We start from the raw sequence: 14832 nt of genomic DNA on the forward strand, positions 1-14832 counted from the left end.
GACTCCCCATGTCGGGGGATAACTCGGGGGACAACTCAGTGGGGCATGGAGTGCCGGAACTCGTACTGGAATCAAACGGACGTACCTGGACGCTCGATCCGTCCAGGGCATACACCCTCGGACGTGATCCGCAGGGGGACGTCGTCTTCGACGACGCCAGGGTCTCCTGGCGTCACGCCACGGTCAGCTTCAACGGCCGCAGTTGGGTCATCGAGGACCACGGCAGCACCAACGGCACGTTCGTGCAGGGGCAGCGCATCCACCAGATGGAGCTCGGCCCCGGCTCGGCGGTCAACCTGGGCAACGCGACCGACGGCCCGCGCCTGAACCTGTCCGGCGCCGCGGCCTCCGTCGCCGCGCCGCAGGCCCAGCCCCAGCAGCAGCCGTACGCGGCGCAGGGCGCGAACCCCGGCTGGGCGCAGCAGGCTCCCGCCCAGCAGACGCCGCCGCAGCAGCAGGCCGGCTGGCAGCAGTCGCAGCAGCCCGCGGCGCACATCCCGCAGCAGCAGGGCCCCGGCGGTGTCGCGGGGGCACCGCCGGTCTACGGCGACCGCAGCCCGACCACGTTCCACCAGTTCTCCCTCGGCCGCGTGATGCGCATCGGCCGTGCCCTGGAGAACGAGCTGGTCGTCTCGGACCTCCAGGTCTCGCGGCACCACGCCGAGTTTCACGCCACGCCCGACGGGCGCATGGAGATCCGCGACCTCGGTTCGCACAACGGCACGTACGTCAACGGCCAGCCGATCCCCAAGGGCGGTTCGCAGCTGCTCGGTCCGGCCGACGTCGTCGGCGTCGGTCACTCGACGTTCCGGATCGTCGGCGACCGTCTCGAGGAGTTCGTCGACACCGGTGAGGTGTCCTTCTCCGCCCGCCACCTGACCGTCACGGTCGACGGCGGCAAGCAGATCCTCAAGGACGTCTCGTTCGGCGTCCCGGAGAAGTCGCTGATCGCGGTCATCGGCCCGTCGGGCTCCGGCAAGTCCACCCTGCTCAAGGCGCTCACCGGCTACCGGCCCGCCAACCAGGGCGAGGTCCTCTACGACAACCGGAACCTCTACAAGCAGTTCGCCGAGCTGCGCCAGCGCATCGGTCTGGTCCCGCAGGACGACATCCTGCACAAGGAGCTGACCGTCAAGAAGGCCCTCAAGTACGCGGCCAAGCTGCGCTTCCCCGCCGACACCACGGGGGCCGAGCGCGAGGCCCGGATCGACGAGGTGCTGCGCGAGCTCAAGCTCGACATCCACAAGGACAAGAAGGTCACGTCTCTCTCCGGCGGCCAGCGCAAGCGCGTCTCGGTCGCCCTGGAGCTGCTGACCAAGCCGTCGCTGATCTTCCTGGACGAGCCGACCTCCGGCCTCGACCCGGGCATGGACCGCGACGTCATGCAGCTGCTGCGCGGCCTCGCCGACGACGGCCGCACGGTCCTCGTCGTCACGCACTCCGTGGCCGAGCTGGCCCTGTGCGACAAGCTGCTGGTGATGGCGCCCGGCGGTGCCGTGGCCTACTTCGGTCCGCCCGAGGAGGCACTGAACTTCTTCGGCTACGACACCTGGGCCGACGTCTTCTCCGCCTTCGAGAACTACCGCGACTACGACTGGGCGGGCCGCTGGAAGGGCTCGCAGCACTACCAGATGTACGCCGCGGACCTGGACGCGGTGGCGCCGCAGTCCGTACAGGTTCCGCCGATGCAGGCGATGAAGCCGCCGAAGCCGCAGGGCTGGATGTCCCAGTTCGTCACGCTCGTCCGGCGGTACGTCTCGGTGATCGCGTCCGACAAGGGCTTCCTGGCCCTGATGGTGATCCTGCCGGCCGTGCTCGGCGCGGTGAGCCTGCTCATCGACGCGGACAAGGGCCTGCTGCCGAACCCGGCCAACCCGCAGACCGGCCGGATCATCCCGAACGGCACGGCCACCACGGTCCTGCTCATCCTCGCGGTCGGCGCCTGCTTCGCCGGCGCGGCGAACTCGGTCCGCGAGCTGATCAAGGAACGGGTCATCTACGAGCGGGAGCGCGCCACCGGCCTGTCCCGCTCGGCGTACCTGATGTCGAAGGTCTTCGTGCTCGGCATGATCACCGTGCTGCAGGGCCTGCTGGTCGGCGTCATCGGCTTCTCCAGCCGGGAGATCCCCGAGGAGGGGCTCGTCTTCGGCAGCGCCACCCTGCTGGAGCTGTCCGTGCCGATCATGGCGCTGGGCTTCACGTCCATGATGTTCGGCCTGATCATCTCCTCGCTGGTGAAGACCGCCGAGAAGACCATGCCGCTGCTGGTGATGTTCGCGATCATCCAGGTCGTCTTCACCGGGTGCCTGTTCGCGCTGCACGGCTCGATCGGCGTCAACCAGTTCTCGTTCCTGATGCCGTCGCGCTGGGCGGTCGCCGCCGCCGGTGCCACGCTGGACTTCAACAAGATCAGCCCGCCGGAGACCGCCGGGGACACCGACCCGCTGTGGGAGCACACGGTCGGAGCCTGGGCCATGGACATGGGCGCGCTGCTCGCGCTCGGCGTGGTCTGCGGCTTCTTCGTGGCCCGCTTCCTGCGCCGCCACGAGCCCGAGGTCATGCGCAAGTAGTCGCCTGCGCACCGCGCCCGAAGGGCGGCACCCCGTCAGGAGGGTGCCGCCCTTCGGCGTTCGTTCAGCGAAGCAGAGAGGTCCCGCGCCGGCCTCAGTACGCGCTGTCGACGTTGTCCATCGAGCCGTACTTGTCGGCCGCGTAGTTGCAGGCGGCGGTGATGTTGGCTACCGGGTCGTAGATGTCCCAGGAGGTGCCGGGGACGTGCCAGTGCTTGAAGGTCGGCGGGATGACCTGGAGCAGGCCCTTCGACGGGATGCCGTTGATGGCGTTGATGTCCCAGTTGTTGATGGCACGCGGGTTGCCCGAGGACTCGCGGATGATGTTGCGCTTGATGCCCTCGTAGGAGCCCGGGATCCCGTGCTTCTTCATGACGTCGAGGGACTCGCGGATCCAGCCGTCGAGGTTGTTCGGGTAGCTCTTCTGGGCGGCCTTCTTCACCTCGGCGCGCTTGGCGGCGCGGCTCGCGGCCTCCTTGGCCTGGCGCTCGGCCGCGGCCTTCTTCTTCGCGGCCTCGGCGGCGGCCTTCTGCTTGGCGGCGGCAGCGGCCTCGGCCTTCTTCTTGGCCGCTATCTGCTCGGCCTTCACGCTCGCACCGGCCATCTGGTCGGTGACGCTCGCCTTGACGTCCTTGATCTGCTCGGTGCTGAACGCCACCGCAGCCGGCTGAGCGGCCTCGGTCGTGGTCGTCGTCGACGCCCCGCTCGGCACCGCGGAGAAACCGATGGCGGCGGCGCCGAGGGTGGTGACACCGGCCATGGCGATCTTGTGGTGACGGGTCAGGCTACGACTGCGAGCACGGCTGAAGATGTTCTTGGGCATGCTGGTGTGGACCTCTTCGAATAGCGCGGGAGTCGCTCGGCGTCCGGCGTTGGACTCGGTGTGTTTCCGACACGAACGCCGCGGGGGCAGAACCCACGGCGCTGAGCGACGAGAGCCATTCTTAGCGGCCGCAAAATCGCGAGGCAAAGGTGTGACGTACGAAGGAAGATAGTGGATCAGGGAGGGGTAAAACGGGGCATATTGGACGATCTGCGCCGCTCAGTAGGGGCGACTTTGTCTCCTATGCACTTTCGTACGTGACGTGCGCCCTATGCGCGGGCTCACACCGGGCGCCCACCGGTCTCACCACCCGTTGCACGAGCGATGCTCTGCGTAAGGGGCCCGCTCAGGGCAGTACGAGGTGCGTGTCCCCGAACTCGTGCCACAGGTAGCGGCCTTGCAGCGCGGCCTCGTAGGCCCGCTGCACCGCCGCCCGCCCCGCGACCGCCTCCAGCATCAGCAGATGCGAGGCCTCCGGCTCGTGCAGGCCGGTCAGCAGCCCGTCCACGACCCGCACCCCGCGCTCCGGCGTGACGACGAGATCCGTCCAGCCCGCCCGCGCGCGTACGGTCCCGTCCGGGTCCACCGCCGACTCCACGGCCCGCACCGCCGTCGTCCCGACCGCCAGCACCCGGCCCCCGCCGGCCCGCACCGCGCCGATCAGCCGCGCCGACGCCTCCGGCACCGCGAAGCGCTCCGGACACGGCGGCTCGTGCGCCTCCGCCGACGCCACCCCCGTGTGCAGCGTGACCGGCGCGAACTGCACCCCCCGGCTCACCAGCTCCGTCACCAGCCGCGCCGTGAAGGGCCGCGCCGCGCTCGGCATCTCCGCACTGCCCGCCCCGTCGGCCGACGGCAGCGCGAACACCGTCTGATGGACGGAGAGCGGCTGGTCGCGCTCCGTGTACGCGTAGCGGATGGGCCGCCCGTGCTCCCGCAGCAGCCCCGGTATCCCGGGCCCGGACGCCCGAGCCCACCACAGCCGCCCGCTCCGCGGGCTCTGCGGCTCCTCCAGCACCAGCCGCACGTCTCCCGGCAGGCGCACCTCCGTACCCGCGGGCGCGCCCGCACGCGCGCACGTGGTGCCCCGCCCGTCGGGCTCCCGCAGTTCCACCGCCCAGCGGCCGTCGTCCCCGCGCGTGGAGAAGTGCACCACCACGCGCGCGTGCCCGATCGTCCCGTCGACGGCCGCCGCCAGCGTGGCCGAGGTGTTGACCACCAGCAGATCCCCGGCCCGCAGCAGCCGCGGCAGCTCCGCGAACGTGTGGTGCGCCACCTCGGTACCCCGCGACACCAGCAGCCGTACGGCGTCCCGGTCCAGCCCGGGCCCCCGCTGCTCGGCGGGCACCCGGGCCGACAGCTCCCGCGGCACCCGCACCGCGAGCGTCATACGGCACCCTCCATCAGGGCCGCCGCCGTGTACCGCCCGCTCGCCGGCCGCTCGTCCAGCAGCCGCAGGAACCCGGGCACCACCGTCGCCGGCGCGGGCCGCGGCTCCCGGTCCTCCGGCACGGCGGCCGCGTAGAGGTCGGTGGCCATGTCCCCGGGATCCACGGTCCACACCCGCAGCCCCGGCTCCTCCACGGCCAGCACCGCCGCCAGCTGGTCCAGGCCCGCCTTCGATGCTCCGTAGCCGCCCCAGGTCTCGTACGCCTCCGCCGCCGCGTCCGAACTGACCGCGATGACCGTGCCCGTTCCGGAGGCCCGCAGCAGGGCCAGCCCTTCCTGGACCAGGCCCAGCGCGGCCACCAGGTTCACCTCCAGCGCCCGCCGCAGCGCCGGCAGCGGCAGCTCCTCCAGCCGGACCAGCGGCTCGATGCCCAGCGCGCTCGCGTTGTGCACCAGCAGGTCGAGCCCGCCCAGCCGCCACGCCGCCTCCACCAGCCGCGACCGGTGGTCCGCGTCCGTGACGTCCCCCGGCAGCGCCCTCACCCGCGTGCCGTACCCGGAGAGGGCCTGCGCCGTCTCCGCCAGGGCCCCGGCACCCCTGGCGTCGAGCACCAGGTCCCAGCCCCGCCCGGCCAGGGCCTCGGCGAGCGCCCGGCCCAGCCCCTTCGAGGCCCCGGTGATGATCGCAACCGGCATGATCAGCTCCCGTCGTCGTGATCGAAGTGCCCTCACCGTAGGAACGGGGCCGCGCGGACCGCCTCCGCCGCGGGCCGCAACCCACCGGGGCCCTTCGCCCTACGCCACCGGCCCACCGTCCCCGGACCTACGCCGCAGGCCCGGCCTCCCGCGCCCCGCCGCGCCCGGCCCTAGGTCACCCGGCCCGTCCGCCCCCGTCCCGCGACCTAGGCCCACCGGACCGGCACCCGAGGCCACCGGCCCGATCCGCGCCGTCACACCCCGCCGGTACCGTGAGGACATGAGCCACGGTCCCCGGTCCGGCCTCGCCGCGGTGAGTTCCGCGCTGCTGGCCATGAGCAGGCATCTGGAGGTGCGCGACGTCCTCAAGACGATCGTCGCCTCGGCCCGCGAACTGCTCGACGCGCAGTACGCCGCGCTCGGCGTCCCCGACGACCACGGCGGCTTCGCCCAGTTCGTCGTCGACGGGGTCAGCGAGGAGCAGTGGAAGGCCATCGGCCCGCTCCCGCGCCAGCACGGCATCCTCGCCGCGATGCTGCACGAGGCCCGCTCCGAGCGTCTCGCCGACGTCCGCAAGGACCCCCGCTTCGAAGGCTGGCCCAAGGCCCACCCGGACCTGGTCGACTTCCTGGGACTGCCGATCCGGGACGGCGACGAGGTGATCGGCGCCCTGTTCCTCGCGAACAAGAACTGCACGAAGCCCGAGGGCAGCTGCGGCTTCACCCAGGACGACGAGGAACTGCTCGGCATCCTCGCCCAGCACGCCGCGATCGCCCTCACCAACGCCCGCCTCTACGAGCGCAGCCGCGAACTGACCATCGCCGAGGAGCGCTCACGCCTGGCCCACGAACTGCACGACGCGGTCAGCCAGAAGCTGTTCTCCCTGCGCCTGACGGCCCAGGCCGCGGCCCGCCTGGTGGACCGCGACCCCTCCCGCGCCAAGGGCGAACTGCAGCAGGTGGCCGCCCTGGCCGCCGAGGCCGCGGACGAACTGCGCGCGGCCGTCGTCGAGCTGCGCCCGGCCGCCCTCGACGAGGACGGCCTGGTCGCCACCCTGCGCACGCAGATCCAGGTCCTCGACCGCGCCCACAGCGCCCGCGTCACGTTCACCGGCCACGGCGTGAAGGCCCTGCCCGCCTCCCAGGAGGAAGCCGTCCTGCGCGTCGCACAGGAGGCCCTGCACAACGCCCTGCGCCACTCCGGAGCCGGCCACGTCGACGTGACCCTGGAGCGCCGCGGCGCCGGAGCCGTCCTGCGGGTCACGGACGACGGCAGCGGCTTCGACCCGCAGGCGGTCCGCCGCGCCGGACGCCACCTCGGACTGGTCTCCATGCGGGACCGGGCGAGCGGCGCCGGCGGCTCGCTGACCGTGGAATCGGCGCCCGGCAAGGGCACCACGATCGAGATGGAGGTCCCCGGTGGCTGACGCGATCAAGGTCCTGCTCGTCGACGACCACCAGGTCGTCCGCCGGGGCCTGCGCACGTTCCTGGAGGTGCAGGACGACATCGAGGTCGTCGGCGAGGCGGCCGACGGCGCCGAAGGAGTCGACTGCGCCGAGGAGTTGCGGCCCGACGTCATCCTCATGGACGTCAAGATGCCGGGCATGGACGGCGTCGACGCCCTGCGCCGGCACCGCGAGCTGGACAACCCCGCGCGGGTGCTGGTGGTCACCAGTTTCACCGAGCAGCGCACGGTCGTCCCGGCCCTGCGCGCGGGCGCCGCCGGGTACGTCTACAAGGACGTCGACCCCGACGCCCTCGCCGGAGCCATCCGCTCGGTGCACGCCGGGCACATCCTGCTCCAGCCCGAGGTCGCCGGCGCCCTGCTCTCCCAGGAGGAGGCCAACTCCGGCCCCGGCCGGGGCGGTTCGCTGACCGAGCGGGAACGCGAGGTGCTGGGCCTGATAGCCGACGGCCGTTCCAACCGGGAGATCGCCCGCGCCCTCGTCCTGTCCGAGAAGACCGTCAAGACGCACGTCTCCAACATCCTGATGAAACTCGACCTGGCCGACCGCACCCAGGCCGCGCTGTGGGCCGTTCGCCATGGCGTGACCGGTTGAAACGCTCGCCCCACGGCAACACGGAAGGTTGCGTTCCGGACTGAGATTCATACTGTCGTGGGAACGTCCCCCGGATGGCGCAACCTCGGTGGATCTCCGCCGTTCTCCAGTACGTGCTGCGGCGCCTGCCGCGGCAATCGCTAGGAGGGCTCAGAAGTGAAGAACCTGAAGAAGGCAGCGGCCGTGACGATGGTGACGGGTGGCCTGCTGGCCGCGGGCGCGGGCGTCGCCTCCGCCACCAGCGCGCACGCCGACGGCCAGGCCGCGGGCTCCCCGGGCGTCGGCTCGGGCAACGTGATCCAGGCCCCGGTGCACGTCCCGGTCAACGTCTCCGGCAACAGCGTGAACGTCGTGGGCGTCCTGAACCCGGCCTTCGGCAACCTCGCCGTCAACCACTGACGCCGCTCCTCTGTCTCCGAGCCGGAGGTGACACCGGCCTCCCGGCAGCACCTGGGAGGCCGGTCGGCTCAGCCGCGGGTATACATGCCGCCAGGGGGCCACGGGTGGGCGCTCGGGTACCCCCAGCTCGAAGAGATTGGGGGAGGCATCCCGCAGCGCCGGGTCGCGCGACGCCGTGACCCCAGCCGGTGACGCCGGGCACGACACACCCCCCGTCACCGCCCCACCTCACCGCACCCCGCGCTCCCGCTCCTCCACCACGGAGTTGTACGCCGCGACCTGCGCCCGCCGAGCCGTCCGCTCCACCGGCCGCAGCGCCTCCCGCCGCGCGGAGATCTCGGACGAGCTGACCGCACCCCCGTGCCCGCTCTCCGTGGCCACCCCGATCAACGCCCCCACCCGCTGCGCCAGCTCCAGCACCCGCACCGCCCGCGGCGGATACCCCGGCGCCAGCACCTCCCGCCCCCGCTCGGCCCGCGCCCGGTACGCGTCGACCGCCGCCTCCGCCACCGGTCCCGACCCGGCCACGTCCAGCCGCGTCAGCACCTCGGTCGCGTCCCGCAGGGCCTCCGCGAGCTCCCGCTCCGCCTCACCGAGCGACGGCACATCCGCGGGCGGCGCCTCCCGCACGGGCAGCACATGCCACACCACCTCGACCTGCACACCCTCGGGCCCGGCCTCGTACACGTCCGGCACCAGCCCGAGCGCGGCCCCGTGGCAGACCACCGCCTCCTCGGCCTCCAGCGCCCGCGCGTTGAACTCCGGCGGCCCGCTCAGCCCCAGCGGATGCCCCGGCGCCGGCAGCGCCACCCGCAGCCCGGTCACGCCGAGCGCGCGCAGCCGCCCCAGCGCGAGTGTCAGACCGACCTGGCCCGACTCACCCGGCAGTCCCTCCACCCGGTGCACCGCGTCCCCGCCGACGATGGCGAGCACGGCGTCATCCGGCGAGACAAGTCCGGCCAAAAGGGCATTTCCCCAAGCTGCGAGACGTCCAGCGCGCGGTTCCGTGAGCATGCCTCCACCCTAGGACCCCCCAAGGACAGGACCGAGGGAATGCCCCGGCCGACCGGTGGCGTAGATTTCATGGAGGGCTGCGCCCACCGGCGCGGCGGACCGAGCCACAGGCGTACGCGACAGCCGAGACCGGCCACACTGCAAGGGGAGACAACGCGCTCATGAGCGATGTTCTGGAGCTTCAGGACGTATCCGTGGTCCGTGAGGGCCGGGCTCTGGTGGACCAGGTCTCCTGGTCGGTCAAGGAGGGCGAGCGCTGGGTCATCCTGGGCCCGAACGGCGCCGGCAAGACCACCCTCCTCAACCTCGCTTCCACCTACCTCTACCCCAGCTCCGGCACCGCCGGCATCCTCGGCGAGACCCTCGGCCGCCCCGGCACCGACGTCTTCGAACTGCGCCCCCGCATCGGCATGGCCGGCATCGCCATGACGGAGAAGCTCCCCAAGCGCCAGACGGTCCTGGAGACGGTCCTGACCGCCGCGTACGGCATGACCGCCACCTGGCACGAGGACTACGAGGAGATCGACGAGCAGCGCGCCCGCGCCTTCCTCGACCGCCTCGGCATGAGCGAGTACCTGGACCGCAAGTTCGGCACGCTCTCCGAGGGGGAGCGCAAGCGCACCCTCATCGCCCGCGCCCTGATGACCGACCCCGAGCTGCTCCTGCTCGACGAGCCCGCCGCCGGCCTCGACCTCGGCGGCCGCGAGGACCTCGTCCGCCGCCTCGGCCGCCTCGCCCGCGACCCCATCGCGCCCTCGATGCTCATGGTCACCCACCATGTCGAGGAGATCCCGCCGGGCTTCACCCACGTGCTCATGATCCGCCAGGGCAAGGTCCTCGCCGCCGGCCCGCTGGAGCTGGAACTCACCTCCCGCAACCTCTCCCTGTGCTTCGGCCTTCCGCTCGTCGTCGAACAGGTGGGCGAGCGCTGGACCGCCCAGGGCCTCCCGCTGTCCTGAACGGCCCGAGCGCCGCGCAAATCCCGGGTCAGGAAGGGCAATTACCCACCGGGCGCCCTGTCGGCGACAGGGGCGCCGGTCCTACGATGACCACGTGGACATCGACGCATGGCTGTGGTGGCTGATCGGCGCGACGGCGCTCGGCATCGCGCTCGTGATCACCGCGATGCCGGAACTGGGCATGCTCGCGGTGGGAGCCGTCGCCGCTGCGGTGGTCACCGGCGTCTTCGGCGGCGGAGCCGTCGCCCAGGTCGTCGTCTTCGCCGTCATCTCGACGGCGGGCATCGCCGTCGTACGCCCCATCGCGAACCGGCACCGCTCCCAGCGCCCCCAACTCGTCACGGGCGTGGACGCGTTGAAGGGCAGACAAGCCGTCGTCCTGGAACGCGTCGACGCCTCGGGCGGCCGTATCAAGCTCGCCGGGGAGGTCTGGTCGGCCCGCGCCCTCGACACCGGCCGCGCCTACGAAGTGGGCCAGGAAGTGGACGTCGTGGACATCGAGGGAGCCACCGCGATCGTCATGTGACCTCGCACGACGTAACTGGAGTGAACTCCTCGCCAGCTACGCGACGGTCTGTCAGACTCGACCAGCAAGATCTTCGACAACCATAAGATCTGCCGAAGACGCCGCAGCGGAGAAGGGACACGGGGAACGACGATGGAACCGGTCATCATCGTCCTGATCATTCTGGTGGTGTTGGTCTTCATCGCCCTGATCAAGACGATCCAAGTCATCCCACAGGCCAGCGCGGCCATCGTCGAGCGCTTCGGCCGCTACACGCGGACGCTCAACGCGGGCCTCAACATCGTCGTCCCGTTCATCGACACCATCCGCAACCGCATCGACCTGCGCGAACAGGTCGTGCCCTTCCCGCCGCAGCCGGTGATCACCCAGGACAACCTGGTCGTCAACATCGACACCGTCATCTACTACCAGGTGACCGACGCCCGGGCCGCCACCTACGAGGTCGCCAGCTACATCCAGGCGATCGAGCAGCTCACCGTCACCACGCTGCGCAACATCATCGGCGGCATGGACCTGGAGCGGACCCTCACCTCCCGCGAGGAGATCAACGCCGCCCTGCGCGGGGTCCTGGACGAGGCCACCGGCAAGTGGGGCATCCGCGTCAACCGCGTCGAACTCAAGGCCATCGAACCGCCCACCTCCATCCAGGACTCGATGGAGAAGCAGATGCGCGCCGACCGCGACAAGCGCGCCGCGATCCTCCAGGCCGAAGGTGTCCGGCAGTCCGAGATCCTGCGCGCCGAGGGCGAGAAGCAGTCCCAGATCCTGCGCGCCGAGGGTGAGGCCAAGGCCGCCGCCCTGCGCGCCGAGGGCGAGGCCCAGGCCGTCCGCACGGTCTTCGAGGCCATCCACGCCGGCGACCCGGACCAGAAGCTTCTCTCCTACCAGTACCTCCAGATGCTCCCGAAGATCGCCGAAGGCGACGCCAACAAGCTCTGGATCGTGCCCAGCGAGATCGGCGACGCCCTCAAGGGCCTGTCCGGCGCCATGGGCAACTTCGGCGGCATCGGCGGAGGTTCCGGCGGCAACGGCGGCGGGACCGGAGCCCAGGTGCCCGCCCAGGAACGGCGCGAGAAGCCGTCCATCGACTGAGGCAGCACATGCGAAGGGGCTCGCTTTCCCCTCGGGGGAAAGCGAGCCCCTTCGCACACGGCCGCTAGGCAGCCGGCTGGGCCAGCCACTCCGGCAGCGCGTCGAAGTCGTCCTGCCCCAGCGCCAGCAGCATCGCGTCCGCCGGAGTCGGCTCGAACGGCTGCCGCAGCAGCGGCATCCCCGCCTCCTCCGGAGTCCGGTTCGCCTTGCGGTGGTTGTCCTCCGCGCACGAGGCCACCGTGTTCAGCCACGTGTCCTGACCGCCCTGCGACCGCGGCACCACGTGGTCCACGGTCGTCGCCCGCCTCCCGCAGTACGCGCACCTGTGCCGGTCCCGGACCAGCACACCCCGCCGCGACCACGGCGCTCGTCTTCGGAACGGCACCCGTACGTACTGGCAGAGCCTGATCACGCGGGGCGCCGGTATGTCGACCGCCGCTCCCCGCATGCGCAGTTCGGGGTGGGCCTGCTCGACGACGGCCTTGTCCTGAAGCACCAGAACGACGGCTCGGTTCAGCGTCACCGTCGACAGCGGCTCGAAGCTCGCGTTGAGTACCAGCGTGTCCCGCATACCAGCCCACCTCCCGTGTGCACCGGCCCACCCCCTGGCGGGCTGGGATCAACTCTGGCCGGGCACGCCGAGATGGACAACGCAATATCTGCTGCTCCCACGGGGGGTGACCCCCGCGACCCCCGGCAACAAAAATGCCCGCTCCTGATCAATTCCAAGACCAGGAGCGGGCAAACGTTCCATGAACTCCGGGATCGCCCGGGCGGCCGGCTCAGCCCTCGGCGGGCACCTCGTACTCGCCGATCAGCTGGGCCCGGCCGATCGTGTGAAACCGCAGGTTGAAGCCCACGACGGCCGGCGACGCGTCCGCGTCCGGGCCGAGCTTCTCCTGGTCCACGGCGTACACGGTGAACACGTACCGGTGCGGCCCGTCCCCGGGCGGCGGCGCGGCACCACCGAAGTCCTTGCTGCCGTAGTCGTTGCGGGCGTGGACCGCCCCCTCGGGCAACCCCTCGAACTTGCCGCTGCCCGCGCCCGCGGGCAGCTCCGTCACCGAAGCCGGGATGTCGAACAGCACCCAGTGCCAGAACCCGCTGCCCGTCGGGGCGTCGGGGTCGTAGCAGGTCACGGCGAAGCTCTTGGTCTCCGGCGGGAAACCCTCCCACCGCAGCTGCGGCGAGGTGTTGCCGGCCGCGTAGACCTGAGCGTCCTCGAGCGTCGCCCCTTCCCGGACGTCCTCGCTCGTCACCGTGAACGCGGAAACGGGCGGATGGAAGTCGTGGGGGAGCGGCCGCCGCTTGAGCTCGGTCACCTCGGTACCTCCTGATCGGTTCGTGCAGTCGACCCCGAGCCTAGGGCCTCACCTAGAACCAGTTGCGCTTGCTGCCCACCTCGGAGAGCCACTGGTTGAGGTACGCCGTCCAGTCGGTGCCCTGGTAGTCGTTGAGCCCCACCTGGAACGACCGGAACGTGTCGCTGCCCTCGCTGAACAGCCCCGGCTTCTTGTCCATCTCCAGCACCACGTCCATGGCGTGCTCGTCGGCCACGAAGCTCAGCTCGACCTGGTGCAGCCCGCGGTACTGCTGCGGCGGGAGGAACTCGATCTCCTGGTAGAACGGCAGCTTCTGCCGCGTCCCCCGGATGACGCCCCGCTCCATGTCCGCGTTCTTGAACCGGAAGCCCAGCTGGAGGAACGCGTCGAGGATCGCCTTCTGCGCCGGCAGCGGGTGCACGTTGACCGCGTCCAGGTCACTGGAGTCCACCGCCCGCGCGATCTCCAGCTCCGTGGACACCCCGATGTTCATGCCGCGCAGCGCCTGACCGTCGATCATCGTGATCGGCGTCTCCCACGGGATCTCCAGCCCGAACTGCACCGCGTGCACCGCGTTCGCCTGCAGCTCGAACGCACCGCCCAGCCGCGACTTCGTGAACTCGATGTCCTGCTTGTACTCCTGGTCGCCGCTCTCCACCTCGACCTTGGCCTGCAGCCCGACCGAGAGCCCCTCGATCTGCTGGTTCACGGACCCGCCCTGGATCCGCACCTCGCCCTGGACGACACCGCCCGGCACAACGTTGACCTCGTGCAGCACCGTCTCGACCGAAGCCCCGCCGGCCCCCAGGCTCGCGAGCAGCTTCTTGAACGCCATGTCTCTCCCTCTCGCCCACTACGGGTGGATCCCTGATCCCTGTAAACGCGATCCGGCCGTGGCCGGTTGCACTCCCTCACCCTGGCAAGACGGATGCCCGGAGGCCACCCCGCCGTACCACGCGTCTCCAGTACCCTCGGACGGCATGATCGCGAGCCCCGACCGTACGCCCCTGCCCAGGGAGTTCTTCGACCGGCCCGTCCTCGAGGTCGCCCCCGACCTCCTCGGCCGCATCCTGGTCCGCACCACCCCGGACGGTCCGATCGCCCTCCGCCTCACCGAGGTCGAGGCCTACGACGGCGCGGACGACCCCGGCTCCCACGCCTACCGCGGCCGCACCCCCCGCAACGAGGTGATGTTCGGCCCGCCCGGACACGTGTACGTCTACTTCACCTACGGCATGTGGTTCTGCATGAACCTCGTCTGCGGCCCCGAGGGAAAGGCGAGCGCGGTCCTGCTGCGCGCGGGCGAGATCATCGAGGGCGCCGAGCTGGCCCGCACCCGTCGGCTCTCGGCCCGCAACGACAAGGAACTGGCCAAAGGCCCGGCCCGCCTGGCCACGGCCCTCGATGTGGACCGCTCCCTCGACGGCACGGACGCGTGCAGTCCAGGAGACACCCCTCTCCGCATGCTGACCGGCACGGCCGTGCCCTCCGACCAGGTACTCAGCGGGCCCCGCACCGGAGTCGCCGGCGAGGGGGCCGTGCACCCCTGGCGCTTCTGGGTCGCCAACGACCCGACGGTCAGCCCCTATAGGGCCCATGTCCCGAGGCGCCGCCGCAGTTGACTCGCCTCGCCGGGGCGCGTAACGTGGCCCGAGCCGCTTGAACCGGGTACGGCGTTCGCCAGCAGCCGGAAGCGGCCAAACCACTACCTAGCGAATCCCCTCAGCAGGGGCGAATTCGGCGTGCCCGCACGTCTGAATTCGGCGCCGACGGACTCGATTATGAGTTGGACGGCGAATCGGCTAACGTAGTGAATGTCGAAAGGCCGACGGGTGAAAGCCCGGGCCGGAAGGCAAATCCCGCCGACAGGGAATCGGATCGAAAAAGGATCTGATAGAGTCGGAAACGCAAGACCGAAGGGAAGCGCCCGGAGGAAAGCCCGAGAGGGTGAGTACAAAGGAAGCGACCGTTCCTTGAGAACT

15 protein-coding genes are annotated in these 14832 nt (G+C 71.0%); 8 read left to right on the top strand and 7 right to left on the bottom strand.

What is annotated here, in order from left to right:
• Window positions 1-50: 50 nt before the first annotated feature.
• Window positions 51-2570, top strand: coding sequence for an FHA domain-containing protein (locus ACF07N_RS29910; RefSeq protein WP_392118748.1), 2520 nt, complete (start codon window positions 51-53; stop codon window positions 2568-2570).
• 94 nt (window positions 2571-2664) lie between these two features.
• On the opposite strand, the gene ACF07N_RS29915 is transcribed toward ACF07N_RS29910, so the two are convergent.
• The 3 genes from ACF07N_RS29915 to ACF07N_RS29925 form a co-directional block, all read right to left on the bottom strand.
• A complete protein-coding gene (locus ACF07N_RS29915; protein ID WP_392118751.1) occupies window positions 2665-3393 on the bottom strand; it encodes a transglycosylase SLT domain-containing protein in 729 nt (242 codons plus the stop codon).
• Between the two features lie 346 nt (window positions 3394-3739).
• Window positions 3740-4783 carry an S-adenosylmethionine:tRNA ribosyltransferase-isomerase gene (locus ACF07N_RS29920; RefSeq protein ID WP_392118754.1) on the bottom strand — a complete coding sequence of 348 codons (1044 nt, stop codon included), beginning with the start codon at window positions 4781-4783 and terminating at the stop codon, window positions 3740-3742.
• Window positions 4780-5478 carry an SDR family NAD(P)-dependent oxidoreductase gene (locus tag ACF07N_RS29925; protein WP_392118757.1) on the bottom strand — a complete coding sequence of 233 codons (699 nt, stop codon included), beginning with the start codon at window positions 5476-5478 and terminating at the stop codon, window positions 4780-4782. The genes ACF07N_RS29920 and ACF07N_RS29925 overlap by 4 nt, the downstream gene beginning before the upstream one ends.
• Window positions 5479-5758: 280 nt before the next feature.
• On the opposite strand from ACF07N_RS29925, the gene ACF07N_RS29930 reads away from it, so the two are divergent.
• From ACF07N_RS29930 to ACF07N_RS29940, 3 genes are all read left to right on the top strand, one after another.
• Entirely contained in the window at window positions 5759-6904 is a 1146-nt protein-coding gene (locus tag ACF07N_RS29930) for a GAF domain-containing sensor histidine kinase (protein ID WP_383346971.1), read from the top strand.
• Window positions 6897-7538 carry a response regulator gene (locus ACF07N_RS29935; protein ID WP_392118760.1) on the top strand — a complete coding sequence of 214 codons (642 nt, stop codon included), beginning with the start codon at window positions 6897-6899 and terminating at the stop codon, window positions 7536-7538. Before ACF07N_RS29930 ends, ACF07N_RS29935 begins: the two co-directional genes overlap by 8 nt.
• 156 nt (window positions 7539-7694) lie before the next feature.
• Complete coding sequence (locus ACF07N_RS29940; RefSeq protein WP_383332129.1) at window positions 7695-7937, top strand: chaplin; 243 nt, start codon at window positions 7695-7697, stop codon at window positions 7935-7937.
• A gap of 228 nt (window positions 7938-8165) precedes the next feature.
• On the opposite strand, the gene ACF07N_RS29945 is transcribed toward ACF07N_RS29940, so the two are convergent.
• Entirely contained in the window at window positions 8166-8951 is a 786-nt protein-coding gene (locus ACF07N_RS29945) for a hypothetical protein (protein WP_383332131.1), read from the bottom strand.
• A gap of 161 nt (window positions 8952-9112) precedes the next feature.
• Here ACF07N_RS29945 and ACF07N_RS29950 point away from each other — a divergent pair, with 161 nt between their 5' ends.
• The 3 genes from ACF07N_RS29950 to ACF07N_RS29960 all read left to right on the top strand — a co-directional run bounded on the left by ACF07N_RS29950 (window position 9113) and on the right by ACF07N_RS29960 (window position 11528).
• Window positions 9113-9910 carry an ABC transporter ATP-binding protein gene (locus tag ACF07N_RS29950; protein ID WP_383332133.1) on the top strand — a complete coding sequence of 266 codons (798 nt, stop codon included), beginning with the start codon at window positions 9113-9115 and terminating at the stop codon, window positions 9908-9910.
• Between the two features lie 94 nt (window positions 9911-10004).
• Window positions 10005-10436 (top strand): NfeD family protein, encoded by a 432-nt coding sequence (locus ACF07N_RS29955; protein ID WP_383332135.1) that lies wholly within the window; start codon window positions 10005-10007, stop codon window positions 10434-10436.
• Window positions 10437-10568: 132 nt separating this feature from the next.
• Complete coding sequence (locus ACF07N_RS29960) at window positions 10569-11528, top strand: SPFH domain-containing protein (protein WP_356527756.1); 960 nt, start codon at window positions 10569-10571, stop codon at window positions 11526-11528.
• 64 nt (window positions 11529-11592) lie between these two features.
• On the opposite strand, the gene ACF07N_RS29965 is transcribed toward ACF07N_RS29960, so the two are convergent.
• The 3 genes from ACF07N_RS29965 to ACF07N_RS29975 form a co-directional block, all read right to left on the bottom strand.
• Entirely contained in the window at window positions 11593-12099 is a 507-nt protein-coding gene (locus tag ACF07N_RS29965; protein WP_114251210.1) for an HNH endonuclease, read from the bottom strand.
• A gap of 211 nt (window positions 12100-12310) precedes the next feature.
• Complete coding sequence (locus ACF07N_RS29970) at window positions 12311-12850, bottom strand: YbhB/YbcL family Raf kinase inhibitor-like protein (RefSeq protein ID WP_392118766.1); 540 nt, start codon at window positions 12848-12850, stop codon at window positions 12311-12313.
• 52 nt (window positions 12851-12902) lie between these two features.
• Window positions 12903-13685 carry a sporulation protein gene (locus ACF07N_RS29975; RefSeq protein ID WP_392118769.1) on the bottom strand — a complete coding sequence of 261 codons (783 nt, stop codon included), beginning with the start codon at window positions 13683-13685 and terminating at the stop codon, window positions 12903-12905.
• Window positions 13686-13830: 145 nt separating this feature from the next.
• Here ACF07N_RS29975 and ACF07N_RS29980 point away from each other — a divergent pair, with 145 nt between their 5' ends.
• Window positions 13831-14472 carry a DNA-3-methyladenine glycosylase gene (locus tag ACF07N_RS29980; RefSeq protein WP_392118772.1) on the top strand — a complete coding sequence of 214 codons (642 nt, stop codon included), beginning with the start codon at window positions 13831-13833 and terminating at the stop codon, window positions 14470-14472.
• Window positions 14473-14832 lie beyond the last annotated feature (360 nt).

This window comes from Streptomyces sp. NPDC015242 (assembly GCF_043079125.1).
Lineage (GTDB): Bacteria > Actinomycetota > Actinomycetes > Streptomycetales > Streptomycetaceae > Streptomyces.